Origin of the sequence: Sphingomonas sp. G-3-2-10, from assembly GCF_012927115.1 — a bacterium.
Lineage (GTDB): Bacteria > Pseudomonadota > Alphaproteobacteria > Sphingomonadales > Sphingomonadaceae > Sphingomonas.
In genome coordinates, this window is record NZ_JABBFY010000001.1 from 722124 (window position 1) to 746811 (window position 24688).

General features: G+C 67.0%; 24 protein-coding genes. 7 read left to right on the top strand and 17 right to left on the bottom strand.

The annotated features are described in order from the left end of the window. Positions 1 to 92 precede the first annotated feature (92 nt). The 6 genes from HHL13_RS03645 to ligK form a co-directional block, all read right to left on the bottom strand. Positions 93 to 1646, bottom strand: coding sequence for a carboxylesterase/lipase family protein (locus HHL13_RS03645; RefSeq protein WP_169554390.1), 1554 nt, complete (start codon positions 1644 to 1646; stop codon positions 93 to 95). Between the two features lie 94 nt (positions 1647 to 1740). Continuing rightward, on the bottom strand, positions 1741 to 3141 hold the full coding sequence (locus HHL13_RS03650; RefSeq protein ID WP_169554391.1) for a nicotinate phosphoribosyltransferase: 1401 nt from the start codon (positions 3139 to 3141) through the stop codon (positions 1741 to 1743). 53 nt (positions 3142 to 3194) lie between these two features. Further along, entirely contained in the window at positions 3195 to 4238 is a 1044-nt protein-coding gene (locus HHL13_RS03655; protein ID WP_169554392.1) for a bifunctional nicotinamide-nucleotide adenylyltransferase/Nudix hydroxylase, read from the bottom strand. A gap of 92 nt (positions 4239 to 4330) precedes the next feature. Then, positions 4331 to 5215 (bottom strand): amidohydrolase family protein, encoded by an 885-nt coding sequence (locus tag HHL13_RS03660; RefSeq protein ID WP_169554393.1) that lies wholly within the window; start codon positions 5213 to 5215, stop codon positions 4331 to 4333. After that, positions 5212 to 6267: a 4-oxalomesaconate tautomerase gene (locus HHL13_RS03665; protein ID WP_169554394.1), complete on the bottom strand. Its 1056-nt coding sequence runs from the start codon at positions 6265 to 6267 to the stop codon at positions 5212 to 5214. Before HHL13_RS03665 ends, HHL13_RS03660 begins: the two co-directional genes overlap by 4 nt. Then, a complete protein-coding gene (gene ligK / locus HHL13_RS03670; protein WP_169554395.1) occupies positions 6260 to 6934 on the bottom strand; it encodes a 4-carboxy-4-hydroxy-2-oxoadipate aldolase/oxaloacetate decarboxylase in 675 nt (224 codons plus the stop codon). The genes HHL13_RS03665 and ligK overlap by 8 nt, the downstream gene beginning before the upstream one ends. Before the next feature lie 97 nt (positions 6935 to 7031). Here ligK and HHL13_RS03675 point away from each other — a divergent pair, with 97 nt between their 5' ends. The 7 genes from HHL13_RS03675 (at position 7032) to HHL13_RS03705 (ending at position 13567) form a co-directional block, all read left to right on the top strand. Beyond that, positions 7032 to 8234 carry a LysR family transcriptional regulator gene (locus HHL13_RS03675; RefSeq protein WP_169554396.1) on the top strand — a complete coding sequence of 401 codons (1203 nt, stop codon included), beginning with the start codon at positions 7032 to 7034 and terminating at the stop codon, positions 8232 to 8234. A gap of 54 nt (positions 8235 to 8288) precedes the next feature. Beyond that, positions 8289 to 9131, top strand: a complete 843-nt coding sequence (locus HHL13_RS03680; protein ID WP_169554397.1) for an NAD(P)-dependent oxidoreductase — start codon at positions 8289 to 8291, stop codon at positions 9129 to 9131. Continuing rightward, positions 9128 to 10153, top strand: coding sequence for an amidohydrolase family protein (locus tag HHL13_RS03685; RefSeq protein WP_169554398.1), 1026 nt, complete (start codon positions 9128 to 9130; stop codon positions 10151 to 10153). The genes HHL13_RS03680 and HHL13_RS03685 overlap by 4 nt, the downstream gene beginning before the upstream one ends. After that, complete coding sequence (ligA, locus tag HHL13_RS03690; protein WP_169554399.1) at positions 10150 to 10560, top strand: protocatechuate 4,5-dioxygenase subunit alpha; 411 nt, start codon at positions 10150 to 10152, stop codon at positions 10558 to 10560. The genes HHL13_RS03685 and ligA overlap by 4 nt, the downstream gene beginning before the upstream one ends. Next, positions 10560 to 11402 (top strand): class III extradiol dioxygenase subunit beta, encoded by an 843-nt coding sequence (locus tag HHL13_RS03695; protein WP_169554400.1) that lies wholly within the window; start codon positions 10560 to 10562, stop codon positions 11400 to 11402. Before ligA ends, HHL13_RS03695 begins: the two co-directional genes overlap by 1 nt. 81 nt (positions 11403 to 11483) lie before the next feature. Continuing rightward, positions 11484 to 12425 (top strand): Gfo/Idh/MocA family oxidoreductase, encoded by a 942-nt coding sequence (locus HHL13_RS03700; protein WP_169554401.1) that lies wholly within the window; start codon positions 11484 to 11486, stop codon positions 12423 to 12425. Between the two features lie 128 nt (positions 12426 to 12553). Further along, positions 12554 to 13567 carry an aldo/keto reductase gene (locus HHL13_RS03705; RefSeq protein WP_169554402.1) on the top strand — a complete coding sequence of 338 codons (1014 nt, stop codon included), beginning with the start codon at positions 12554 to 12556 and terminating at the stop codon, positions 13565 to 13567. Between the two features lie 3 nt (positions 13568 to 13570). Here HHL13_RS03705 and HHL13_RS03710 read toward each other — a convergent pair whose 3' ends face one another. From HHL13_RS03710 to HHL13_RS03760, 11 genes are all read right to left on the bottom strand, one after another. Then, complete coding sequence (locus tag HHL13_RS03710; RefSeq protein ID WP_169554403.1) at positions 13571 to 14911, bottom strand: NCS2 family permease; 1341 nt, start codon at positions 14909 to 14911, stop codon at positions 13571 to 13573. A gap of 4 nt (positions 14912 to 14915) precedes the next feature. After that, the gene (locus tag HHL13_RS03715; RefSeq protein ID WP_169554404.1) at positions 14916 to 15236 is read right to left on the bottom strand and encodes a hypothetical protein; all 321 of its coding nucleotides are present in this window, start codon (positions 15234 to 15236) and stop codon (positions 14916 to 14918) included. A 15-nt stretch (positions 15237 to 15251) separates the two neighbouring features. Continuing rightward, positions 15252 to 16739 (bottom strand): L,D-transpeptidase family protein, encoded by a 1488-nt coding sequence (locus tag HHL13_RS03720; protein ID WP_169554405.1) that lies wholly within the window; start codon positions 16737 to 16739, stop codon positions 15252 to 15254. Between the two features lie 86 nt (positions 16740 to 16825). After that, positions 16826 to 17818, bottom strand: a complete 993-nt coding sequence (virB11, locus tag HHL13_RS03725; protein WP_169554406.1) for a P-type DNA transfer ATPase VirB11 — start codon at positions 17816 to 17818, stop codon at positions 16826 to 16828. Continuing rightward, positions 17815 to 18933 (bottom strand): TrbI/VirB10 family protein, encoded by a 1119-nt coding sequence (locus HHL13_RS22450; protein ID WP_240953613.1) that lies wholly within the window; start codon positions 18931 to 18933, stop codon positions 17815 to 17817. The genes virB11 and HHL13_RS22450 overlap by 4 nt, the downstream gene beginning before the upstream one ends. Continuing rightward, a complete protein-coding gene (locus HHL13_RS03735) occupies positions 18933 to 19622 on the bottom strand; it encodes a TrbG/VirB9 family P-type conjugative transfer protein (protein ID WP_169554407.1) in 690 nt (229 codons plus the stop codon). The genes HHL13_RS22450 and HHL13_RS03735 overlap by 1 nt, the downstream gene beginning before the upstream one ends. Then, on the bottom strand, positions 19619 to 20461 hold the full coding sequence (locus HHL13_RS03740) for a type IV secretion system protein (protein ID WP_169554408.1): 843 nt from the start codon (positions 20459 to 20461) through the stop codon (positions 19619 to 19621). Before HHL13_RS03740 ends, HHL13_RS03735 begins: the two co-directional genes overlap by 4 nt. After that, positions 20458 to 21693 (bottom strand): type IV secretion system protein, encoded by a 1236-nt coding sequence (locus tag HHL13_RS03745; protein WP_169554409.1) that lies wholly within the window; start codon positions 21691 to 21693, stop codon positions 20458 to 20460. Before HHL13_RS03745 ends, HHL13_RS03740 begins: the two co-directional genes overlap by 4 nt. Next, positions 21693 to 24074: a VirB4 family type IV secretion/conjugal transfer ATPase gene (locus HHL13_RS03750; protein WP_169554410.1), complete on the bottom strand. Its 2382-nt coding sequence runs from the start codon at positions 24072 to 24074 to the stop codon at positions 21693 to 21695. Before HHL13_RS03750 ends, HHL13_RS03745 begins: the two co-directional genes overlap by 1 nt. Continuing rightward, positions 24053 to 24337: a type IV secretion system protein VirB3 gene (locus HHL13_RS03755; protein ID WP_169554411.1), complete on the bottom strand. Its 285-nt coding sequence runs from the start codon at positions 24335 to 24337 to the stop codon at positions 24053 to 24055. Before HHL13_RS03755 ends, HHL13_RS03750 begins: the two co-directional genes overlap by 22 nt. Positions 24338 to 24341: 4 nt before the next feature. After that, positions 24342 to 24653: a TrbC/VirB2 family protein gene (locus tag HHL13_RS03760; protein ID WP_240953615.1), complete on the bottom strand. Its 312-nt coding sequence runs from the start codon at positions 24651 to 24653 to the stop codon at positions 24342 to 24344. Positions 24654 to 24688: the final 35 nt, after the last annotated feature.

Genomic DNA, 24688 nt, shown 5'->3' on the forward strand with positions numbered 1-24688 from the left:
CTTTGGCTGCTGCCTCATGGGGAGATCGCGGTCCCCATGTTCCGGCTTCAATCGCAGGGGGCGCGGCAAGTCAAGCACGAGGGGAGCCGCGTCTATTTCCTTGCCTTCACGCGTCCCCAGAATTCGCGAATCTGCGGATCGGGATCGTGGATCACGCTGGGCGGATCGTTGAAGATGAAGGTCGTCCGCGTCCTTTCGTCATAGGGCGCCCATGCCGGGATGCCCTTTCCGTTCGGGTTGCCGGTGCGCGCGAAGTTCGCCCAGACATGCATCATCAGCGCGGCCATGCTATCCTGTGAGGGCCCACTGCCGACCAGATCGGCCGAGACGCCGACCGTGCCGAATACGAAGGGCAGCTCCACGCCGTGGGGCGAGCGGAGAATGCCGTCCTGCACCGGCGTCCGCCAGTCGGTGCGGTACATCCACACCGGCGCGCCGCCCAGCGAGGTCTTGCGCTCGGCCAGCGTCACCGCCCCCCACAGGAACATGCTGTCGCCGAGCAGGCTGGCGAGCAGGTGCATCGGCTTGTCGCCCGGCGCGCGCGCCTTGTAGAGCGCCACCGCTTCCTGCGCGAGCGGACCGGTGAGGATCGTCCCCATGAAATTGAGCTTGGTATCGTCGGTCGCCGGCCATGTCGGATCGGACAGAAGCACCGACGTCGCTTCGTCGCGCGCGGTGCCCATCATGATCGGAATGTTCTTCGCCAGCGGCGTGGCGACCGGATCGAAGGGGTGGGTGGGCAGCACGGTCCCATCGACCCAGGGCCGATAGGTCAGCAACTGCGCCTTGCCGCCGAACGCCGCGATCAGATCGGCCATCGGCAGGTCGCGCAGCTTTGCGACGTCCGTGGGTTTGAGTTTCAGCGAGGCGAGCACGGCATCGCGCGCGGCGATCGATTCGGCTTCGGTACCCAGACGCGGATCGGAGCCGCTCTGGATGATCGCCTTGTGAAACAGGCCGCTCGCGGCGGGCATCGCGATCAGGCCCGAAATCTTGCCGCCGCCGCCCGACTGGCCGAACAGGGTGACATTGCCCGGATCGCCGCCGAATTGCCCGATATTGGCGCGGACCCATTTGAGCGCGGCGACGATGTCGAGTTGCCCTGCATTGGCGTCGAAATCGCCTTTCGCCTCGGGGCCGAGGTTCAGATAGCCGAAGCCGTTGAGCCGGTGGTTGAGCGTGACGATCACCACGTCCTCGCGCTTCGCCAGCGTGGTGCCGTCATAATATTTGTCGCTGCCCGATCCGAAGCCGAACGCGCCGCCATGCAGCCAGACCATGACCGGCTTCTTCGCTTTCGGCTCGAGGGCGGAGGTCCAGACGTTGAGGACGAGGCAATCCTCGCTCACCGGCAGATCCGAAAAGGCGATGATGAAGCCGGGCATATTGAGCGGCGGCTGGGGGCAGCGATCGCCGAACTTGGTCGCGGGGCGGACGCCCTGCCACGGCGCGACCGGTCGCGGCGCGCGGAAGCGGTTCTGGCCGCCGGTGTCCGCGCCATAATGCACGCCCAGGAAGCTGTGGACGCCGTTCGCGGTGGCGCCGCTCAATCTGCCGGTATCGGTAGTGACGACGGGCGCTCTCTGCGCCAGCGCCGGAGCGGCGGCGAGGGCGAGCGCGGCGGTGGCGGCCAGCAGATGCTTCATCGGTCGGGTCCTCTCGATCGTGCCGGGAGGAAATAGCGCAAACGCCCCGTCCTGTGCGGGCGGGGCGTTTGCCGATTGGCAGCGGAATTGTGCCCTAGCCGAGCAGGCCCGCCTCGGAGCGCGCACGGACCTCGTCGAGGCTGTGCTCCTTGAGCATCTCGCCATTGCGCCACACCGGCTGGAGCAGGCTCGCGCCCTGCGGCACGGCATCGAGGCGCTTCGCGACCAGCCTGCCATTCTCCGCGAGCACCGCCTGACGCCCGGCCTTGGAGCCTTTGCCCGGATCGGTCAGCGGGGTCTTGCTGACATCGTGCCACACGCCGTTCCCGTCGCGCATCGCATTGGCCTTCATCGCGAAGCGCAGCGTGTCGCGGTTGACGTGCTGGAGCAGTCCGCCGCCCATACCGAACGCGATATTGTCGATCGCGAAGCCGCTTTCGATCACGCGGTCGACCAGCCGGGCGATGCTGTCGATGTTCATGCCGTCGCCCTGGATCAGCCGGACATGCGGATCGAGCACACGATAGCCCTTGCCGTTGGTGGCGCCGCCGAACTTCTCCCACAGCACGCCCAGCGCGCGGACGGGCGTCTCGACCGGATCGCCGCTGTCGGGGCGGACCACCAGAGTGCCGCCCTCGGCCAGCACCTGATCCTTGAGGCTGCCGCCCCAGATATTGGCGACGGCATTGTCGAGGTCATAGCTGTCGGAGACGACCGCGACGATCTTTCCTTCGCGCTTGAACTGGCGGAGCATGTTCGCATAGGCGGCTTCCTCGCGGTCGCGGCCCCAACTGGTCATCGTGCTGTGCTCGGCGGCGGGGATGGAGAAGCCGGGCATCGCCTTCGCGCCATAGAAGCGGCGCGCGGCTAAGATCGCCTCCATCGTGTCGGTGCCCTCGAAATTGACTAGATGCGCCAGCCCGCCCAGCGCGGCGCTTTCGGCGGAAGAAACGCCGCGCGCGCCGAAATCGTGGAGCTTGAAGGGCAGTTGCCCCATCGGATCGTCGGAGCTGCGGACGAGGCCGGCATGGATCACTCGCTTGGCTTTGCCGCTCAGCGTCGCAACGGTGGTGGGATACCAGATGCCGCGCAGCAGCGCCGTTTCGATCCAGGTGCTCAGCCACGGCATACGCGGATCGCTATTCTCCACCTGCACCAGCGGCACGCCGCTCGGCGCGAGAGTGCCTTCGGGCAGCGCGCTGATCTCGAGCGGAAGGAATCCGCCATGATCGGCGAGGATCGCGTCCCAGCCGGCGCGGTTGAACGGCACGCCGTGCGCGGCGCAGACTTCCTCCGCTTCCTCGATATCCGCGCGGCTGACGGGATGGGCGAGATAGCCGAGCAGGAATGCCTGAAGGCCGAAGAAGATCAGCTCGTCCGCGAACGGATTGGGCCGCGCCTCGACATAGGCGCTGATCGTGCGCGCTTCGGGCGGGTATTGGAGGAAGTGGCTTTGCTTGTAGCTGTCGGTCGCCAGAATCAGGTTGGTCGTCATGATGTGAGCTCCTCACATGCGGTGTGTCGCGCCGGGCTCCCCGGCGCGGGTCTTCAAAGGTCGGCCATCTGGGTGATGATCGACCAGTGATCTTCGAAGAACATGTCGGCGGTCAGATCGCCGATGCGATACCAGTGTGCGTGCGCGGCATCGTCGCCGCCTTTCACCGTGAACAGGCTGCGCCGTTCGGGCAGGCGGAACAGATAGGCATGGGTGATGATGCGGCCGCGAAGCGAGCGGTTCGGCGCGTCGAACACGCGGGTGCGGCTGTCGTCGATGAAGGACGCCAGCATCGCGGGCGGGATCTGCCCCTTGGCGTCGCCGATGCCGGTTTCCTCGCGCAGTTCGCGGATCGCCGCGTCGCGGATGCGCTCGCCCGGATCGACGAAGCCACCGGGGATGGCGAGCAAGCCTTTACCCGGAAGCCGGCCGCGCTCGACCAGCAGGATATGGCCGGACTGGACCACCACCGCATCGGCGGTGACGAACGGTCCCTTGCCCCATTGCGCGGGATAGGCGTCGAGATATTCGCGCTCGGCCAGCAGCGTGCGGAATTCGTCGCCCATCGCGAAGGCATCCATCCATTCGGCCACGCCGGTGGAAAGGATGCTGCGCGGCACCACCGGTATGCGCTGGAAATACTGCTTCCGCACATCGCTCGCGCTGAACGTGCCATATTGGCTATCCACCTGGATATTCTCCCATTCGGGGAACATCTTGAGGTAATAGCTGGTCGCGTCCTTGCCGTATCCGGCGAGGTTCACCTTTGCCTCCGCCGGGCTGTTTCCCGCGGCGAGGACGACGCGCTTCACGCGGTTCTGCACCTCGGCGCACCATGCAGTGTCGGAATAGAGATGATCGTCCAGCGGCTCGACCACCAGCCGGCCATTGGCCATCTCGTACGCGAAGCTCTTGCGGAACATCGCCACGCGCTCGTCATAGGTGAACGGGTTGCGCGGATCGCGGGCGACATTGGCCGACCCGATCAGGACGATGACATGGCTGGTCCGGGAAAGCGCCTCGCGCACCACATGCTCGTGGCCGATGTGCAAAGGCTGAAAGCGTCCGATAAAGACGCTGAAATCGTTCGATTGCATTCGAGGCTCCCTCGAAAAGCGAATGTAAAGCCGGCGGACTCCCCGTCGACGACTCGCTTATACGCCTCGCGCGGAGGCGCTGCAACGGCGGATCAATCGGCCCAGTAAAGCCGCATCGGATTGTCGACGAGCAGCTTGCGCTGAAGCTCGGCGGTCGGTGCGATGCGGGGGATCACGTCGACCAGCCCGCCATCGTCGGGGATGCGCGTTTCCATGTTCGGATGCGGCCAGTCGGTGCCCCACAGCACGCGATCGGGATAATCCTCGACCAGCGGGCGGACCGAGGCGACGAAATCGTCATAGGGCTCGCCGGCGGAATCGAGCCGGTCGGGGCAGGTGGTCTTGACCCAGATGTCGTCGCGGCTGTCGAGCAATGCGCGGAACGCGGTCATGTCAGTGCCGTTCGGTCCCTGCGACACGTCCGGGCGGCCCATATGGTCGATCACGACCAGCGTGGGGAGGGCGGCGATGAAGGGCTTCATCTCCTCGAGGATGTCGGCTTCGAAATAGATCACGACGTGCCAGTTGAGGCGAACGATGCGCCGGGCGACTTCGAGGAACTTGTCCTTGGGCGCGTCGTCGACCAGCCGCTTGAGGAAGTTGAAGCGGATGCCGCGAATGCCGCCGGCGTGCAGCGCATCCAGCTCCGCGTCGGAGATGGCGGGGTCGACCACCGCGACCCCGCGCGCCTTGCCGTTGGACTGCGCGATCGCGTTCAGCGTGGCGGCATTATCGGTACCGTGGCAGCTGGCCTGGACGATGACGTTGCGTTCGAAGCCGAGCCGGTCGCGCAGGGCGAACAGCATTTCCGGACCAGCATCCTGCGGGAGATACTTGGCCTTGGGGCTGAAAGGGAAGTCCGCCATCGGCCCGAACACATGGCAATGCGCATCGACCGCGCCCGGCGGCGGCGTGTAGGCGGGCTTGGATGGCTCCAGCGTCCAGCTGCGGATGCGACCGTTTGCGTCGGTGCTCATGCGAAAACCACTCCATCCATCAGCTTGCGCGCGGTGCGTAGCAGCGCGGCGCTGACCACGGCGCCGCTATTATCGGTTTCGAGCACGCAGCTCATTTCGCCGGTAGGATGCTCGACCGACAGCGTCTTGCGCGCGCCCTCGGGAATCCCGGCAACCTCGGCGGCGGGCGAGCCGGGGATCAGGCAGGCGGTCGCCACGCTGACCGCGCCCAGCACGCCGATGGTGGCGTGCGCGCGATGCGGGATGAAGCTGCGCACGGTCACCGCGCCACCATTGCGGGGCGGAGCGACCAGCATCATCTTGGGGACCGACTTCTCCTTCACGTCGCCGAGGTTCATCAGCGGACCGGCGGTAAGGCGGATCGCTTCGATCCGCGCCTTGAGATCGGTTGCGCCGTCGAGCGTGTCGCGATCCTCGTAACCGGTCACGCCGACATCCTCGGCCTTGAACACGATGCAGGGCATTCCGTTGTCGATCAGTGTGCAGCGCACCCCCTCGATCACGTCCACCGCATTGCCGGTGGGCAGCAGCGCGCCGCACGACGATCCGGCGGTGTCACGAAACTCGAGCGGGATGGGCGCGGCACTGCCGGGAACGCCATCGATCCGCGCTTCCCCGGCATAGACCGGCACGCCGCCGGGGGTCTGGACGGTCGCGATGGCCGCCTGTCCGGTATTCTCCATGAAGATCGCGACGCGCGTCTCGCCGTCCTCGCCCTTCACCAGCCCGCGCTCGATCGCGAAGGGACCGATCCCGGCGAGGATGTTGCCGCAATTCTGAGCGTCGGTGACGATGGCCTGATCGACGAAGACCTGGAGGAAGAGGTAATCAACATCGATGCCGTTGCGCGCGGACTTGCTGACCACCGCGACCTTGGAGGTGAGCGGATCGGCGCCGCCCATGCCGTCGATCTGGTTCGGATCGGGCGATCCCATCACCCGCAGCAGGAAGGCGTCGCGCTCGGCAATGTCGGCGGGCAGGTCATCTTTCAGGAAATAGCCGCCTTTGGAGGTGCCGCCGCGCATCCACATGCAGCGAACGCCGTCACTCATAGCGCAGTCCCATCGCCTCGAGCTTCTCGCGCATCTTGTAGATATCGAGACCCAGTTCGCCAGCCGCGAGCCGCGCGCGCTTGTCGGTTTCGGCGGCTTCGCGGGCGAGGGACTTTTCGAGCACCGACGCGGCATCGGCGCGCTTGACCACGCACACCCCGTCATCGTCCGCGACGATCACGTCGCCGGCTTCGATCGCCGCACCAGCGCACACGATCGGCACGTTGACCGACCCCAAAGTCGCCTTGATCGTTCCCTGCGCGAAGACGCTTTTCGACCAGACCGGGAAGCCCATCTCGGTCAGGTCGCGCACGTCGCGCACGCCGGCGTCGATCACGAGCCCGCGACAGCCGCGTGCCATCGCCGAGGTGGCGAGCAGGTCGCCGAAATAGCCGTCGTCGCACGGGCTGGTAGGCGCGAGGACGATGATGTCGCCGGGGCCGAGCTGCTCGATCGCGACATGGACCATCCAATTGTCGCCCGGGGGTGCCGAGATGGTGACCGCCGAACCTGCGATCCGCGCACCCGCATAAATCGGGCGCATGTGCGGCGCGAGCAGACCGATCCGGCCCTGCGCTTCATGCACCGTCGCGACGCCGCACTTGGCGAGTCCGTCGATGACCGCCGCATCGGCACGCTCGATATTCTGGACGACACGTCCTGCCACTGTCTGTCTCCTTGAATTGGTTTCGGGATGGGCGGGGGCAGGGCGGGGAGCAACTAACAATTGCGGATCGCCGATAAGTTTTTACGATAGGTCGCACATGACCGTCGCGCCGTTCGATCTCAACCTGCGCCATCTGCGCGCCCTGTCCGCCATCGTCGCGCGTGGCAGCATGAGCGCGGCCGCCGAAGCGGTGAGCCTGTCGCAGCCCGCGCTGACGCAAGGGCTGGGCAAGCTGGAGAAGCAAGTCGAGGTCCAGTTGTTCGAGCGTCGCCCCGGCGGCATGGTGCCGACCACCGAAGGCAAGATATTCGCCGAACGCGCGCGAGCGGCCTTCTTCCATCTCGGCGCGGCATCGCGGGCGATCGCGCGCAGCGGCGCGCGGGGCTTTGCCCGGCCCGAGCAGTTGATGACCGCGACCCAGCTCCACGCATTTCTCAGCCTGGCCGATGCAGGCAGCTTCCTCGGTGCGGCGCAGACGACCGGGTTGTCGCAGCCGGCGCTGCACCGCGCGGTGCGCGATCTTGAGCAGCTTGGCGGCGTGCCTCTGGTCGAGCGGCGCGGGCGCGGCGTCGCGCTGACCGCCGCGGGCCGGCGGCTGGCGCGTGGAGTGCGACTCGCGGCGGGCGAGATCGGCGCGGCGATCGTCGAGACCCAGCCGGATTCGGGAATGACGGGACGGATCACCGTGGGCGCGATGCCGCTGTCGCGCGCGCATCTGTTGCCGGTCGCCATCGCCCGGCTGGCGACGCTCGCCCCGCGCGCGACGATCGACGTGGTCGAGGGATCGTGGCGCGAACTGGTCGAGCCGTTGCGCGACGGCGTACTCGACCTGATGGTCGGTGCGCTGCGCGACGAGCCGCCGCCCGATCTGGCGCAGGTGCCGCTGATGGACGATCCGCTGGTCGTGGTCGGTCGCGGCGGGCATCCGCTTGCCGGGCGCGAGCCGACCGGCGAGGAACTGGCGCGCTACCCGTGGATCGTCGGGCGGATGGGTACGCCGCTGCGCGCGCATTGGGAGCAATTGTTCGATGGCGGGGGGCTGCCCGACGCGCCGATCGAGTGTGGTTCGGTGATGGTGATCCGCGGCATCCTGCAGGAAAGCGATTTCCTGACCCTGCTGTCGCCCGATCAGATCGCGCTGGAGGTGGACAACGCCATCCTCGCCCAGATCGGCGGCCCGCGCGAAGGGACGACGCGCACCATCGGCATCACCACCCGCGCCAGCTGGCGGCCGACCGAAATGCAGGCGCGGTTCGTTTCGCTGGTACAGGAAGCGGCCATAGTTCCGGAAAACCAATAAGCGGACATCCAAACCGATTGGATCGGGCGCGATGGCGAAGGGTAGGCCGGACCCATGAACGGTATCGCCTTTATCGGCTTCGGCGAAGCGGCGCAGGCCTTTGCGGGCCATGTGCCTGCGCGCGTCTATGACGTGAAAGCCGAGCGGCGGGCCGAAGCTGCCGGGCGCGGGGTCGAAAGCCGGGACAGCGCGGCGGACGCGCTCAAGGGCGCGCGCGCGATACTGTCGCTGGTGACCGCCGATCAGGCGCTGGCGGTGGCCAAGGATTATGCCGCGTCGCTCGAACCCGGTGCGCTCTGGTTCGACATGAACAGCGTCGCGCCGGATACCAAGCGCGAAGCCGCGCTGGCGATCGAAGCGGCGGGCGGCCGCTATGTCGATGTCGCGGTGATGTCGCCGGTCTATCCCGCGCAACTCGGCGTTCCGCTGCTGGTCAGCGGGCCCCATGCCGAAGCGGGTGCGGAGACGTTGCGCGCGATCGGCTTTTCGAAGGTTCGCGTGGTGCCCGGCGATGTCGGGCGGGCCTCGTCGATCAAGATGATCCGTTCGGTGATGGTGAAGGGCCTCGAAGCGCTGACCACCGAATGCGTGCTCGCGGCGGACGCGGCGGGCGTTCTCGACGAAGTGATCGCCTCGCTCAACGCCAGCTGGCCCGGCACCGACTGGGCCGAAAAGACCGATTACAATCTCGACCGGATGATGATCCACGGCCTGCGCCGCTCGGCCGAGATGTACGAATCCTCACAGACCCTGCTCGGCCTCGGCATCTCGCCGATGATGACCGAAGGCACGGTCAACTGGCAGCAGGGCATCGGCGAGCTCGGCCTGGCCGCGCCCGATGGCCTCTCCGCAAAACTAGAAGCGATCAAGGCTCGCAGGAAGGAACTGGGCGCGTGACCCTCATCATCGATTGCCACGGTCACTATACCGTTCTCCCCAAGGCGCATGACGCCTGGCGCGAGGAACAGAAGGCGGCGTTCAAGGCCGGCGTGCCCGCGCCGCCCTATCCCGAGATCAGCGACGACGAGATCCGCGAGACGATCGAAGCCAATCAGCTTCGCCTGATCAAGGAACGCGGCGCGGACCTGACCATCTTCTCGCCCCGCGCTTCGGCGATGGCCCCGCATGTCGGCGACGAAGCGGTTGCCAAGGAATGGGCGACCCGCTGCAACGATCTGATCGCGCGCGTCGTCGGCCTGTTCCCCGAGACCTTCGCAGGCGTATGCATGTTGCCGCAAAGCCCCAAGGCGGACATGACCAACTCGAGCGCCGAGCTGGAACGCTGCGTCACCGAACTCGGCTTTATCGGCTGCAACCTGAACCCCGATCCCGGCGGCGGGCATTTCACCCATCCGCCGCTGACCGACCGCTATTGGTATCCCTTCTACGAGAAGATGGTCGAGCTCGACGTTCCGGCGATGATCCACGTCTCTGGCAGCTGCAATCCGGCGATGCACGCGACCGGCGGCTATTATATCGCGGCCGACACCGTGGCCTTCATGCAACTGCTGGAAGGCGACCTGTTTGCCGATTTCCCGACCCTGCGCTTCATCATCCCGCATGGCGGTGGTGCCGTGCCCTATCATTGGGGCCGCTATCGCGGGCTGGCGGACATGCTGAAGAAGCCCTCGGTGGACGAGTATCTGATGAACAATGTGTTCTTCGATACCTGTGTCTATCATCAGCCCGGCATCAACCTGCTGGCCGAAGTGATCGAGAACAAGAACATCCTGTTCGGCAGCGAGATGGTGGGCGCGGTGCGCGGCATCGACCCGCAGACCGGCTTCTATTTCGACGATACCAAGCGTTACGTCGACGCGCTGGAGATCAGCGATGCCGAGCGTCACGCGATCTTCGAGGGCAATGCCCGCCGCGTCTTCCCGCGCCTCGACGCGAAGCTGAAGGAGCGAGGGCTGTGACCGCTCCTACCGACATCCACGAATATCTCGCCGAGTTCGACGATATCCCCGGCACCCGCGTCTTCACCGCGAAGCGCGCGCGGCAGGGCTATCACCTCAACCAGTTCGCGATGAGCCTGATGAAGGCCGAGAACCGCGAGCGGTGGAAGGACGACGAAGCCGCCTATCTGGCCGATTGGCCGATGAGCGACGAGCAGAAACAGGCCGTGCTCGACCGCGACTACAACCGGCTGCTCGATCTGGGCGGGAACATCTATTTTCTCTCCAAGGTCTTCTCGACCGACGGGCTCAGCTTCGTGCAGGCGGTCAGCACCATGACCGGCGCCAGCGTCGAGGAGTATCAGGCGATGATGAACGCCGGCGGCCGCTCGCCCGAGGGCGTGCGCTCTATCAAGGATGCCAAATAATGGCCCGCATCACCGCAGGCGTTGCCTCCAGCCATGTGCCGCTGCTCGGCGTCGCGCACGATCAGGGCAAGGACAAGGACGCTTATTTCGGCCCGATCTTCGCCGGCTACGACTGGACCCGCGAATGGGAGAAGGCGCAGAAGCCCGACGTGGTCATTCTGGTCTATAACGATCATGCGTCGGCGTTCGACATGAAGATCATCCCGACCTTCGCGATCGGCTGCGGCGAGCTGTACAAGCCCGCCGACGAGGGCTGGGGACCGCGCAAGGTGCCCGACGTGCATGGCCATCCGGACCTTGCCTGGCACATCGCGCAGAGCCTGATCCTCGACGAATTCGACATGACGATCATCAACGAGATGGACGTCGATCACGGGCTCACCGTGCCGCTGTCGATGATGTTCGGGCATGTCGACGAATGGCCGTGCAAGGTGATCCCGCTGGCGGTGAACGTCGTCACCTATCCGCCGCCCTCGGGCAATCGCTGCTGGGCGCTGGGCGAAGCGATCGCGCGCGCCGTGGCCAGCTTCCCCGAGGATCTGAACGTGCAGGTCTGGGGCACGGGCGGCATGAGCCACCAGCTTCAGGGGCCGCGCGCGGGCCTCATCAATGCCGAGTGGGATAATGACTTTCTCGACGGGATGATCGGCGACAGCGATCGGCTCCGCCATATCCCGCACATCGAATATCTGCGCGAGACCGGATCCGAGGGGATCGAGATGGTGATGTGGCTGATCATGCGCGGCGCGCTGGGCAAGACCACCCGCGCGCTGCACCGGCATTACCATGTGCCGTGCAGCAACACCGCGATCGGGCATCTGGTGCTGGAGCCTGTGTCCTAGCCGTCACCCCAGCGAGAGCTGGGGTCTCATGCGGCTCAAGACCCCGGCTTTCGCCGGGGTGACGAAGATGGAGTTGAAGTTATGAAGATCGCACTCGCCGGCGCCGGCGCCTTTGGTGAAAAGCATCTCGACGCGCTGAAGCTGATCGACGGCGTCGAGGTCGTCTCGGTCGTCGGCCGCCGGCTCGAGCCGACCCAGGCGGTCGCCGACAAATACGGCATCGGCCATGCCTGCACCGAACTGGCCGAAGCGCTGGAACAGCCCGGCCTCGACGCGGTGATCCTCGCGACGCCGACCCAGATGCACGCCGCCCAGACGATCCAGTGCCTCGAAGCCGGCAAGCACGTGCAGGTCGAAATCCCGCTCGCCGACAGCCTTGCCGACGCGGAAGCGGTGCTGAAGAAGCAGCAGGAAACCGGCCTCGTCGCGATGGTCGGCCACACCCGCCGCTTCAATCCGAGCCACCAGTTTCTGCACAACAAGATCGTCTCGGGCGATCTGAACATCCAGCAGATGGACGTTCAGACCTATTTCTTCCGCCGCAAGAACATGAACGCCAAGGGGGAGGCGCGGTCCTGGACCGATCACCTCCTGTGGCATCATGCCGCGCACACCGTCGATCTGTTCGCCTATCAGGCCGGCCCGATCGTGCAGGCCAACGCCATCGAAGGCCCGGTCCATCCGGAACTCGGCATCGCGATGGACATGTCGATCCAGCTGAAGGCGGAGAGCGGCGCGATCTGCACCCTCTCGCTGTCGTTCAACAATGACGGCCCGCTCGGCACCTTCTTCCGCTACATCTGCGACAACGGCACCTATATCGCCCGCTACGACGACCTGGTGACCGGCAAGGAAGAACCGATCGACCTGAGCGGCGTAACCGTGTCGAACAACGGCATCGAGCTTCAGGACCGCGAATTCGTCGCCGCGATCCGCGAAGGCCGCGAGCCGAACTCCAGCGTGGCACAGGTCCTGCCTTGCTACCGCGTGCTGGATGCGCTGGAGAAGCAGCTTCAGGGCTGACAATGAAAGCCCCTCCTCTTCGGAGGGGTTGGGGTGGCGGAGTCTCCACGAACGCAGGTCTCTGCGAGGCGATGACTGCCCCACCCCAACCCCTCCCCTAAAGGAGAGGGGCTTGATAAAGGCATCCCATGACCAAACTCCACACCCGCACCATCGGCTCGCTGACCGTCTCTTCGATCGGTCTCGGCTGCATGAACCTCAGCCATGCATATGGCGCGCCGCCGCCGGCGGAAGAGGGCGGGCGGCTGCTCAACCGCGCGCTCGATCTGGGTGTGACCTTCCTCGATACCGCCGCGCTCTATGGCGGCGGGAATAACGAGCGGCTGCTCGCGGCATCGGTGATGCACCGGCGCGGCGAGTTCACGCTGGCCAGCAAATGCGTGCTCGACCTGATCGACGGCAAGCGGGTGCTCGACGGGCGGCCGGAAACGATCGCGGGATCGCTCGACCGGTCGCTCCAGCGGCTCGGCACCGATCATATCGACCTTTATTACCTCCATCGCCTCGACAAGGCGGTGCCGATCGAGGAGTCAGTCGGGGCGCTCGCGCGGGCGGTGGAAGCCGGCAAGATCGGCGCGATCGGCCTCTCGGAAATGTCGGCGGCGACGATCCGGCGCGCCCATGCGGTGCATCCGGTTGCCGCGATCCAGTCCGAATATTCGCCCGCGGTTCGCAATGTCGAGATCGCGGTGCTCGATGCCTGCCGCGAACTGGGGATCGGATTCGTCGCCTTCTCGCCCGTCGCGCGCGGGCTGCTGGCCGATGGCGTGCGCGATGACACCTATGCCGAAGGCGATATTCGCGCGGTGATGCCGCGCTTCACCGGCGCGAACCTTGAACATAATCTCAAGGCCGTGGCGCGGTTCAATGCGCTGGCGGCCGGGCTGGGCATCACCCCGGCACAGCTCTCGCTGGCATGGGTGATGGCGCAGGGCGACGATATCGTGCCGATTCCGGGTACGTCGAACATCGCGCATCTGGAGGAGGATATCGGTGCGGCGGCGGTGACGCTGGATGCCGATACGGTGGCGCAGGTCGACGCAATCTTCGTCGAGGGCGCGATCCTGGGGCATCGTTACACCCCGGCGATGCAGGCGCAGATCGATACCGAGACCTTCCCCGGCGAACTCGAACCGGCCTGATCCTTACTCCGCCGCCAGCCAGACGAAGCGGATCACGAACAGCAGCGCCAGCACGAGCAGCAGCCAGTCGGTCTTCGTGATCCGCCCGCGCAGCAGCTTGAGCAGCGTATAGGCGGTGATGCCGAACGCCAGCCCGTTGGCGATCGAATAGGTCAGCGGGATCATCGCGACCGTGAGGAAGGCAGGCACCGCGACTTCGGGATCGTGCCAGTCCACGTCGAGCAACGGCGCCATCATCAGCGCGCCGACAAGGATCAGCGCGGGCGCGGTGGCGGCCAGCGGCACCAGCTGCGCATAGGGCGCGACGAACATGGCGGCGAGGAACAGCAGCCCGACGACCACGGCGGTCAGCCCGGTGCGGCCGCCCTCCTGAACGCCCGATGCGCTTTCGACATAGGACACGACGGTACTGGTCCCGGCCAGCGCGCCGAACATGGTCGCGATCGAATCGGTGAACAGGATGCGGTTGAGCCGGGGGATGCTGCCGTCCGGCCGGATCAGCCCCGCGCGGCGGGTGACGCCCATGAGTGTTCCAATGTTGTCGAACAGGTCGACGAACAGGAACACGAACAAGATCTCGAAAATGCCGATGCCGTGGCCGCCGGTGAAGACCCCGGCGAAGTCGAGCTGTAAGGCGACCTGGCCGATCGCGGTGAGGTCGTAGGGCTGGGGCGTGAAGGTCACATGGCCGCTCGCCCAGCCTGCCAGCGTAGTCAGGGCGATGCCAATCAGGATCGCCCCGCGCACCTTCCATGCGGTGAGCGCGGCGATGACCGCCAGGCCGAGCAAGGCGAGCCATGCATTGGCGGCGTGAAGATCGCCCAGCGCGACCGAAGTCGCGGGGTTGCTGACGACGATTCCAGCGTTTTTCAGACCGATGAAGCCGATAAACAGCCCGATTCCGCCCGCGACAGCGGCAAACAGATGCGGCGGGATCGCGGCGAGTATCAGCTGGCGGATGCCCGCGAAGGTCAGCAGCAGGAACGCGACGCCGGAGATGAAGACGCAGGCCAGGGCGACCTGCCACGGCACCCCCATCGCGCCGACCACGGTGAAGGCGAAATAAGCGTTGATGCCCATGCCCGGCGCCAGCGCCAACGGCATGTTCGCGGTCAGCCCCATCAGGATGCTGGCGAACGCCGCGGCGAGGCAGGTGGCGGCGGCGACCGCGGCGACGGGCATCCCCGCCGCGCTGAGGATCGCCGGGTTCACGACGATGATATAGGCCATCGTCAGGAAGGTAGTGACGCCGGCCAGCGCTTCCGTGCGCGGCGTGGTGCCGCGCGCGGTCAGCTCGAACCGGCGTTCGAGAAAGCCAGCCGGTTGAGGCGTGGCTTCGCTCACCCGGTTACTTGGTGGGTTCGGTCGCCGGAGCGTCGTCCGCGCTGCGATCGACGCGCGAGGTCATGCCGGTCGCGTCGGCGTCTTCCTTGGTCTGCTCGGTGTCGGTGAAGTCTTCGCCGCGCGCTGCGGGAACCGGCGCAGTGTTGGTCACCACCGGAGTTTCTTCCACGACATTCTCGATCACCACGTTCGTCACGGGCTCTTCGACGTTGGCGACGTTGGTTTCGATCGGCGTTTCGTTGGTCTCGCCGCCGCCCGAGCAGGCGGAGAGGGCGAGCGCGGCCGAACCGGCGGCGAGCATGGCGATACGACGGAAGGTGATCATTCGGAATTCCTCTGTTTATCGTGCCGAGAGGCTGCCCGCCTTCACGGCGGAGCGGCGCTCGATGCGAGTCGCGAGTGTCTTGTCCCAGCTATAGGGATCGTTGCGGAAATTCATGCCGTTCGAGCCCATATAGGCCGACCAGTAGAGCAGATAGACCTGCACCTGATCCTCGGCGCGCAGCGGCACACGCGTGGTCTTGCCGCCATCGACGGTCGCCTGGATCTGGTCCGGCTGCCAGTTCGGATCGTTGCGCAGCAGCAGCCGGGCGAGCGCCGCCGGCTTTTCGAGCCGGACGCAGCCGTGGCTGGCCAGCCGGTCATAGCTGGCGAACTTCGCTTGGGCAGGCGTGTCGTGCAGATAGACGGCATAGGGATTGTCGAAATCGAACTTGTAGCGGCCCAGCGCGCTCTGCGGCCCGGCCTGCTGCTGCAGGCGGCGGTTCGCGCCGGTGCCGATCACCTTGTAGCCGTTGCGCGCCAGATAGTCCGCGCCCTTGGGGAACAGTTCCTTGGCGGCGATGCCGGCGGGAACGTTCCACGGCGGATTGAGCACGATCGAATGGATGCGCGACTGGAGCATCGGCGTTTCGCGGCCGCCCGGCGCACCGGTGACGACGCGCATCGACGCGACGGGCGAATCGCCTTCGAACACGGTGAGGACCGCGGCGGCGATGTTCACCTGGATGCGGTTGCGCGGCAGTTCCTGCGGCAGCCAGCGCCAGCGCTCCATGTTCGCCATGATCTGGCGGACGCGGTCGCCGGCCGGCACGTTCAGCGCGGCGCGGGTCTGCGCGGCGAAGGTGCCGGTGGGATTCAGGCCATAGCGGCGCTGGGCGCGCTTCACGCCCTCGACCAGCTCGGCGTCGAACTTGTCGCCCTTGGCGATGATCTGCTGATCCTCGACCGCAAGCCGCTGGCGCAGCGCGAGGACGCGCGGGCCGCTGGCGCCCAGAGCGAGATCCGGACCGGCGGCCAGCGCCTTCCAGCCGCCCGACGCCTCGATCCGGCGATAGGTGTCGAGGCCGTCCTTCAGCCCGTCATAGCCCGAATAGGGCGGCGGCAGCGAGTTGATCCACTGCTGCAGCCGGTTGCGCTTCACCGCATCGGCGAAGGCGGGCAGGGGGTCATAGGCGGCCGGGCGCAGGCCCCAGTCCGACTGGAAATCCTCGGGATCGAGCCGGCCCGCATGGACCGCATGGGCGTAATCGAGCGCGGCGCGGACCAGCGCGTCGTTGTTCTCCGGATCGCTCGCGGTCGAGGCATTGTGGACGAGGCCGTGCGCGTAGCGGGCTTCGCTGAGCATCGTCACGAGCGACGCGGCCTGGCTCTGGTCGAGCTGGGGCAGCGGGATCGCCTGCGGCACGGCCTGCACTAAGCCCGGCGTGCCGCTGGGCGAGGGAGTCGGCGTGGGCGCGGTCTGCGCGATCAGCGGCCCTGCGATCAGGCCAGCTCCAACCAGCAGCGCGATGCGCCTGCCCAACCCGCTCTTGATGCGATTGCCCATGAATACTCTCTACCCTGAAACACGTTTCGGTTCGTCGCGCATATTACACGGCTCATCGCTGCGCCGCTATCCCCATAATGAGGGGGTCAACGCGGCAGAACCACCTCCGCGACGTGCCGTTTGCCGCTCGTACGCGCCAGCTGGACGAACACGTCCACCGTACTTCGCACATAATGCCGCACATCGTCCCGCCCCAATTGGGTGCCCGCCTGAAGCACGAGCAATACGATTTGCTCGATCGCGCGTTCCGCCGAATCGGCATGGACCGACGTCATCGAACCCGGATGGCCCGTGTTGATCGCGCGGAGAAAGGCATAGGCCTCCGGTCCGCGCAGCTCGCCCAGAATGATGCGATCGGGCCGCATCCGCAGCGAGGCGGCGAGTAGGTCGTTCATATCGACCCGCGCTTCGCCGAGCTCGCTGCGCGCCGCGAGCAGGCCGAGCGCATTGGCGTGGTGGAGATGGATTTCGGGCGTATCCTCGATGAAGATCAGCCGTTCCTCCGCCGGAATCTCTCGGATCAACGCGTTGAGGAAGGTGGTCTTTCCCGTCGAGGTGCCGCCCGAGACGAGGATATTCTTCCGCGCGCGGACCGCGGCGGAGAGCATTCCGGCGATGTCGCCATCGTCGAGCAGCGCGGCGAGCGCGTCGTCGGCGTCGGAGCGTTCCGGCGCGGCGCGGCGCCGGGTGGTGTCGAAGGCGCCCGAGGCGACATAATCGTCGAGCGTCAGGTCCGACGAGACATGCTTGCGGATCGCCAGCGCCATCGGGCCGCGCGTCGCGGGCGGCGCGATCATCTGGACGCGCGCGCCGTCGGGCAGCGTGGCCGAGAGCAGGGGATGCTCGCGGCTGATGCCCTGATGCGAGACCGCCGCGATCTGCCGGGCGAGCCGGGCGAGCGTCGCTTCGTCCAGCCCGGCGACTTCGTGCCGCTCCACCGTCCCGCCGATCGTCTCGGCCCAGACTTCGCCGGGCCGGTTGACGTAGATATCGGTGACATCGGTGCGCGCCAGAACATCGTTCAGCGGCGCGAGATAGCTGCGCAGATAGACGCGGCCATCGTCCGAAACGGTGCTCACCGCCGGCTCTCGGCGCCAGTGAAGTCGAGGTCGCGCGCGACGAAGATGGTGATGCTGGTGCCCGGCTTCACGGTCAGCGTCGGGGTGATCTGCTGGTTCTGGGTCAGCGGCTGGGCAGCTCCTTGCACCGCGCCCGGCAAGGCGACGATCACCGGCGACCCCACCTGACGCGACGCGACGTTCACGCCGATGTCGAGCACGGACTGAAGGATCGCGCCGGTGAAGCGCGCGAAGAAGTGGCTGTTCACCTTTGCGCCGACGCCGCCGCGGCCCAGTGGATCGCTGGCCGGAGAGCCGATCGCGATCGTCACGCCATCGGGACGGATCAGGCGGATCCAGTTGACCAGCGCGCGCTTCTGCCCCGGCTGTGCGTCGGAACGATATTCGCCGATCAGCCGGCTGCCGCGCGGGATCAGAATCTTGCTGCCGTCGAAGCCGCGCACGTCGCGCGTCACCATCGCGCGGGCGAGGCCGGGACGCGTGGAATCGAGGCCGGTTTCCAGCACGGCGGGGATCAGCGTGCCCTGCGGCACGGTGCTGCCGCGATTGGCGAGCACGCCCGCACGCGCGCGGCTGCCCGCGACCGATGTAGAGGAGGCGCTGGTGGTCGGCGCGGCACCGTCCGTATCGGCCTTGTCGGGCGTCGTACCGGCGGAACCGGCCTGCGCCATGCCGCCGCCGTCATAGACGAGCGCGGGTTCGGCGCTGGAGCGCGGTGGCTGAGCAGGGGCGACCGGCTGGGGCTGCGGCGGCGCGGGCTGCGGCACATAGATGATCTGCGGCTGCGGCGCGGGCTGGGGTGGCGGCGGTAGCGGCGCGGCCTCGATCACGATCGGCGTCGGGGCAGGGGCCGGCGGTACGTAGAGCGGGGGCGGGCTCAGCGGCGCGGCGGCGCCGGCGCGGTCGCTGGCGCCCACCCGCACCGCGGGGGCTTCCCGCGCGCGGCGGCGGGCGTCCAGCACGCTGAACAGGATTACGCCGACGATCGCCATGCCGATCGCGATCACGATCCATGACGGACCGCCGCGCGGCAACGCGACTTGCGGCGCGACGCTCTGTTCGCCGCCCGAAGGAGGGGCGACGCGCGGATCGCCCGTGGGCGGAACGGTGGCCATCAGCGCCCCTCCACCCGCGAAGCGCGGGCGATCTGGCGATCGAGCCGGAACACGAGGCGCGGCACCACGCTGTCGATCACATAGATGCCGTCGCGCATATTGCCGTTGACCAGCGATTCATTGCCTTTGACATCGACCGAATAGACCGCGGGCAACGTCGCATCGGCGGGCCATTCGATATAGGTCTTCGCGCCATCGTCATCGATCCCGCTGGGGCGGATCGCGGCGTCGCCGCTTAGCCGGTAACGGCCGCGCGTGGCGGTCGCGGCGGTATCGCCCCCGGCGGTCGCGGGCGCCGTGCCGGGATAGCGGAAGCGCACCGTATAGGCCATGTCGGCCTGTGGGCCGTAGAGCGGCCGCAGCTCGAACGCGTAGATGCGGGAATCGGTCAGCACGGTCATGTTGGTGGTGACGCCGCCCTGCACCGGCTTCACGAACAGATAGTCGCCGCGCTTGTTCGGCGTCGCCTGCCATGCACCACTGTCGCCCAGCGCGACATTCTCGATCCGCTCGTCGGGGGCGAACATCACCGTCACCTGATAGCCCGGCGCGGCCTGAAGCAGCACGACCTGCTGTTCGTTATATTCGATCGACTGGACGCGCGGGTCGCCGGTCCCCGCCTGGGGCGAAACCTGCGCGGCGGCGGGAAGGGCGGCGAACGCCGTGAGAAGGGCGAGGAACGCTCTCATTGCGGGTCGGGATTATAGGGCGTCAGGTTGCGCGGATCGTAGGGCGGCACAAAGCCCTTGCTTGCCGGGGTCGGGCTGGCCTGCGGAATGACGATGCCGGGCGCGGTCTCGTCGCCGGCCGAGGCGGCCTCGGAGGTTTGTTGCGCCGGTGGCGTGACGGGCAGCGCCTCGGCATTGCGCTGATAGCTGGTGACGAGGAAGCCGAGCGGGTTCACGAAGCGATCCTCGACGCGCATCGGCTCGCCCGAATAGCGATATTTGATCACCGCGACCCATGCCTGCACCGCCGCCGTCTGGCCACCCGCATCGCGGCGAACGGTTTCGAAGCGCACCATCGCGGTATTGCCGGCCATCGGCGTGACGCTCTTCACCCGCGTTTCCAGCACGGTGCTGCGCGGCAGGCGCGCGAGCGGGCTGTCGGGGTTCGCCGCCTGCATCCCCGACACATATTGCGAGCGCGCCGTGCCTTCGGACCAGAGCGCGACCTTGGCGTAATTGGCCTGCAGCGCGTTGATGTCGAAGCCTTCGCGCGCGATCACATATTGGACGAGGAAGCTCTGGGTCAGCGCGGTGTTGCCACTGATCTGCTGCGGATCGAGCGGCTTGAGCGCCTGGACATAGCCGGTCTGGCGGTCGACCAGCAGGGTCAGTGGCTCGACGGTCTTGAGCGGAGTCAGGCGATAGAGGGCGAACGCCTCGAGCACCGCGATCAGCGCGAAGACGGCGGCGACGATCCATGCGATCCGGCGCGACCCGCGCACGGTCTCCTGCTGGTCGACGCCCCAGCTCTCGGCCTTCTCGTAATATTGGTCGAGCGCCTCGCGCGCCTTCATCTTCATGAGCTCGAATCCCGTTTGCCGGCGCTACCTGTAGAACGGGCGCGGGTGCGGCGCGAATGGCTTTGCCCCAGCGGGGCGGGTGGTGCGGCCGGCAGGTCGCGCGCCTGTCCCGACGCGGTGACGCGCGGGGCCGCGAGGCCGGCGACGCTGGTGACGGTCTCACGGCGCTGGCTGGCGGCGACGGCTTCGGCGACGGAGGCGGCGCGCGAACGCTGCTCGGCCGGGACCTGCGGGCCGGCAAAGGCCGGGCGCTGGACCTGCGGCTGCGCGCCGAACGACGAGACGAAGCGCTGCGACGCGGCGCGCCACGAGGCTGGCATCCGGAAGCCCATCGCCAGACGGGTCGTCGCGGCAAGCGTGCCGAGCATGGCGAGGGCGAATACCAGCATCGTCACCAGCAGCTCGGTCGGCGCGCCGGTGATCGATCGCGCCGCGGCGCGGCGGGCGAGAAGATCGCTGATCCACGGCTCGATCAGCGCCAGCTCGACGCCGAGGATGATCGTCACCGCCACCGCGCCCAAGGCGGCGGCGGCAAGCCCCCGGATCCAGCCTTCGAACAGGCCGCGAGTCCCTTCGAACAGGAGGAAGGCGATGAAGAACGGGCCGATCGCCAGCAACAGACCCGCGGCGATCCGCACGGCGGCGAACCCGGCCAGCGCGGTGGTGAGGAACAGCACGCGCGCCCAGCCCAGGGCGGTGGGCTCGAAATTATCGGGTATCCGGTCGGACTGGACGACTTGCTGCGGCTGGCCGTTGACGATGCGTGTGACGGTCGAGCGGTCGCGCTGCTCTGCGCCGCCGACGCCCGCGCGGGCCAGTTCGATCAGGCCGATATCCGCGCCTTGCAGCCGCGCGACGATCCCGCCGCGCGATCCGGGCAGACCGGCGGGGCCGCCGGTGCTGCTCACGATCTCCGCCGGGCCGCGCAGCGCGACATCATAGACCAATGCGCGATAGGCGGGCCAACTGGAGACCAGCGCCAGCACGATCCCGATCTTCGCCAGCGCCATCACGCCATCGCGCGCGCTGGGCGTGTAGCCGAACAGCATCCGGTAGCCGTAGAGCGCCACGAAGATCGTCAGCAGCCCGGTGATCATGAGCGACAGCGTCGATCCCGGCACGGCAAGCGCCTGATAGCCGCCCGCGCCGATATTCTGCGCCTGGCAATCGACGAAGTTCAGCACGCCGGTAACGTAGCCGCTTTCGTAGCTGAGCGCCTGACAGGCAGCCATCACGCCACCTCCAGCAGGCGGGGAATCCAGTCGGCGGGGTCGTCGCCGCTGGTCTCGCGGATCTCGTCGAGCAGCCGCACGGTACGCTCGCGGCCCGACAGGATGGTCAGGATATCGCGCTCCCCCGTCAGGTTCAGTCGCGCCACGACGCTGTCCGCGCCATGCTTGATCAGGAAGCAATGGGCATTGTCGGGCAGGGTGCGGACCAGTTCATACTCGTGGCTCGTCAGCCCGAACCCGTCGATATAGTCCGCTGCGCGCGCCTTGGGGTTGGCCATGAAGATCTGGGTCGCGGCCTGCTCGATGATGGCGCTGGCGATCTTGCTTTCCAGCGCGTCCTGCGCGCTCTGCGTGGCGAAGCCGACGATCCCGTTCCTTTTGCGGATCGTCTTTTCCCAATCCTTGATCCGCCGCACGAACACATCGTCGTCGAGCGCTTTCCAGCCCTCGTCGACCACCACGATCGCCGCGGTGCCGTCCAGCCGCTCCTCGACGCGGTGGAACAGATACATCATCGCCGGGGTGCGCAGCGCCGGATCGTCGAGGATCTGGGTCATGTCGAAGCCGACCGCATCGGCGGCAAGGTCGGTCTGGTCGGTTTCGTTGTCGAACAGCCAGGCGCGTTCGCCATCGCCCCACCAGGGCCGCAGCCGCGCCCACAGGTCCGCGCCATGCGGGCGGTGGCCGCCACGGAACAGCTCGGCGAGGTGGCGCAGGCGGCGATGCTCCACCGGCTGATCGTAGCTGGCGTCGACCGCGTCCTTGATCCGCGCGACTTCATCGATATCCGCGGCGCCCGCGAGCAGCGCGACCCAGTCGATCAGGAACTGGCGGTTGGCGGGATTGTCCGGCAGCTGGAGCGGGTTCAGCCCCGAAGCCGTGCCCGGCCGCAGCAGATCGTAGCGACCGCCGATCGCGCGGATGAACAGCTCCGCGCCGCGATCTTTGTCGAAGAAGATGATGCGCGGGCGGAATTTCCGCGCCTGCGCCAGCAGGAAGTTGAGCACCACCGTCTTGCCCGAGCCCGATGGCCCGATGACGGTGAAATTCCCAAGATCGCCCTGGTGGAAGTTGAAATAATAGGGGCCGGCAGCCGTCGTTTCGAGCAGCGTGACCGCTTCGCCCCAATGATTGCCCGCCGCTTCGCCCATCGGGAAATTATGCCCGCTGGCGAGGCTGGCGAAGTTGCTGGTCGAAACCATGCCGCGCCGCGCGATATATTTGAAATTGCCGGGGAACTGCGCCCAGAAGGCAGGCTCCAGCCCGATTTCCTCGCGCACCGCGATGATGCCCAGATCGGCGAGCGCGGCCTGGACCTCGGCGACGCCTTCATCGACCTGTGCCGGGGAATCCCCCCGCACCGCGATGGTCATGTGATGCTCGCCGAAGCCCGCACGGCCGGCCGCGACTTCGTCCTTGGCGCTGGCGAGGTCGCCGCGCAGGCTGACGGCCTCGTCCTCGGCCGATTTCATCCGGCGCAGCGCGAGGTTCATCTTCGACAATGCGGCCTGACGCTCGACGAAGCCGAAGCTCTGCGACACGGTCAGTTCGAAGGGCAGGCGGAGCAATTCGTCGAGCATCCCCGGCGCGGTCTGGCCCGGATAATCCTTGATCGAGACGATGCCGGTGAAGCTGCGCGGCGTCGCGCCGGTCTGGCCCAGCTCGATCGTCTCCTGCCCGAAGCTGATCCGGCGATAGGGCAGATAGCTGCCGAGATCCTGCATCGGCAGCAACACCGGGCGCAGCTCGCCATTGTAGAGCGAGGAGAGGAACTCGAGCGGCTCCGAACATGGGCCCTGTTCGGTCTGGTACACGCCCAGCACGCGCGGCGAATAGCTGGCCAGCGCGGCGAGGATCGCATCTCGCGCGACGTCGAGCTGGCGCAGTTCGTACGCGCTCTGCGCCTCGCCGCTGCCCGAGCCGTTTGCGGGCCGCCCCAGCGCTTCGCGGATCCGGTCGAGCACGCCCACCCGGCCCTGAAGCGGACGGCGCACCAAAGTGAGGAACAGTTCGTTGACGTAAAGCTGCTTGCCCGCGAGCCGCGCGCGCCATGCTTCGTCGAGCTGCTTCGAGAATGCGTCGGGATAGTCCGCCGCCATCGCCACATCGACGCGGCGGCGCACGATGTGGTGATAGATGGCGAAGCGCGACGATCCGACCGCCTGCAGCATCGCGTCGCGCAGCCGCTTGCGATAGTTCAGCTCGTCGGTGTCGGCGGTTTCGAACAACAGGCCGCGCAGGTGTATCACCTGCATCAACAGCCCGTCGCGCGTCTCGATCGTATGATCGTCGACGTGCCGGCCATAGGGAAGATGCTTCCCCGCCGGCGTCTCGCGCTGGGCGACCTTCGGGTCCGCGCTCAGGCGCTGTAGGAGTTGCACTTCCACACCGAATAATTCTTCACGCGGGGACAGCGGCTCATCTTGGTGAGCCACAGGTCGAAGAAGCGCGGTTCGCGCACACACAGCAGCACGCCGACGAGATGGATGATCAGCGCCGCGAGCAGCACCCACACCGACTTGAAGATCAGGAACAGCTCGGTCGCGATAACCGCATTGGCGATAAAATAGCTATAGGTGACGCCCGCGAACATCTGTGGCCGGGTGAGGGCGACGAACAGGGTATCGCGCTCCAGCCCGTTCATCGGACTATTGCGCTACCTGAGCGGTCTGCTGGATGCCGCCGACGATGCTGGCCGCGCCGAACAGGATGAAGCAGCCGAGGATCACGGTCGCGCCATAGCGCCAGTTGATCCGCCCGGTGAGCATCAGCAGGCCGACCGATGCGACCGCGATCACCGCGACGACGGTTGCGATGGTGCCCAGCAACGTGCCTTCGAGCCAGCGCACCGCGCCGACGATCGGACCCGAACCCGCGGGATCGGCAAGCGCCGCCATCGCCGCGCTCGACCAGAAGGCGGCGCCGATTGCCGCAACGCACACCGATACTCGCTTTAACATGATTCGCATTTTCCTCCCCGCGAGCGCCGATACTG

What these genes read in the sequence shown, in the direction of transcription:
- HHL13_RS03695 (WP_169554400.1), top strand. Translation starts at nt 10,560, where the DNA reads ATGGCCCGCATCACCGCAGGCGTTGCCTCCAGCCATGTGCCGCTGCTC.
- HHL13_RS03700 (WP_169554401.1), top strand. Translation starts at nt 11,484, where the DNA reads ATGAAGATCGCACTCGCCGGCGCCGGCGCCTTTGGTGAAAAGCATCTC.
- HHL13_RS03755 (WP_169554411.1), bottom strand. Translation starts at nt 24,337, where the DNA reads ATGAACGGGCTGGAGCGCGATACCCTGTTCGTCGCCCTCACCCGGCCA.
- HHL13_RS03645 (WP_169554390.1), bottom strand. Translation starts at nt 1,646, where the DNA reads ATGAAGCATCTGCTGGCCGCCACCGCCGCGCTCGCCCTCGCCGCCGCT.
- HHL13_RS03665 (WP_169554394.1), bottom strand. Translation starts at nt 6,267, where the DNA reads ATGAGTGACGGCGTTCGCTGCATGTGGATGCGCGGCGGCACCTCCAAA.
- HHL13_RS03740 (WP_169554408.1), bottom strand. Translation starts at nt 20,461, where the DNA reads ATGAAGATGAAGGCGCGCGAGGCGCTCGACCAATATTACGAGAAGGCC.
- HHL13_RS03650 (WP_169554391.1), bottom strand. Translation starts at nt 3,141, where the DNA reads ATGACGACCAACCTGATTCTGGCGACCGACAGCTACAAGCAAAGCCAC.
- HHL13_RS22450 (WP_240953613.1), bottom strand. Translation starts at nt 18,933, where the DNA reads ATGGCCACCGTTCCGCCCACGGGCGATCCGCGCGTCGCCCCTCCTTCG.
- HHL13_RS03680 (WP_169554397.1), top strand. Translation starts at nt 8,289, where the DNA reads ATGAACGGTATCGCCTTTATCGGCTTCGGCGAAGCGGCGCAGGCCTTT.
- HHL13_RS03720 (WP_169554405.1), bottom strand. Translation starts at nt 16,739, where the DNA reads ATGGGCAATCGCATCAAGAGCGGGTTGGGCAGGCGCATCGCGCTGCTG.
- HHL13_RS03745 (WP_169554409.1), bottom strand. Translation starts at nt 21,693, where the DNA reads ATGGCTGCCTGTCAGGCGCTCAGCTACGAAAGCGGCTACGTTACCGGC.
- HHL13_RS03660 (WP_169554393.1), bottom strand. Translation starts at nt 5,215, where the DNA reads ATGAGCACCGACGCAAACGGTCGCATCCGCAGCTGGACGCTGGAGCCA.
- HHL13_RS03735 (WP_169554407.1), bottom strand. Translation starts at nt 19,622, where the DNA reads ATGAGAGCGTTCCTCGCCCTTCTCACGGCGTTCGCCGCCCTTCCCGCC.
- HHL13_RS03715 (WP_169554404.1), bottom strand. Translation starts at nt 15,236, where the DNA reads ATGATCACCTTCCGTCGTATCGCCATGCTCGCCGCCGGTTCGGCCGCG.
- HHL13_RS03675 (WP_169554396.1), top strand. Translation starts at nt 7,032, where the DNA reads ATGACCGTCGCGCCGTTCGATCTCAACCTGCGCCATCTGCGCGCCCTG.
- HHL13_RS03760 (WP_240953615.1), bottom strand. Translation starts at nt 24,653, where the DNA reads ATGTTAAAGCGAGTATCGGTGTGCGTTGCGGCAATCGGCGCCGCCTTC.
- HHL13_RS03705 (WP_169554402.1), top strand. Translation starts at nt 12,554, where the DNA reads ATGACCAAACTCCACACCCGCACCATCGGCTCGCTGACCGTCTCTTCG.
- HHL13_RS03655 (WP_169554392.1), bottom strand. Translation starts at nt 4,238, where the DNA reads ATGCAATCGAACGATTTCAGCGTCTTTATCGGACGCTTTCAGCCTTTG.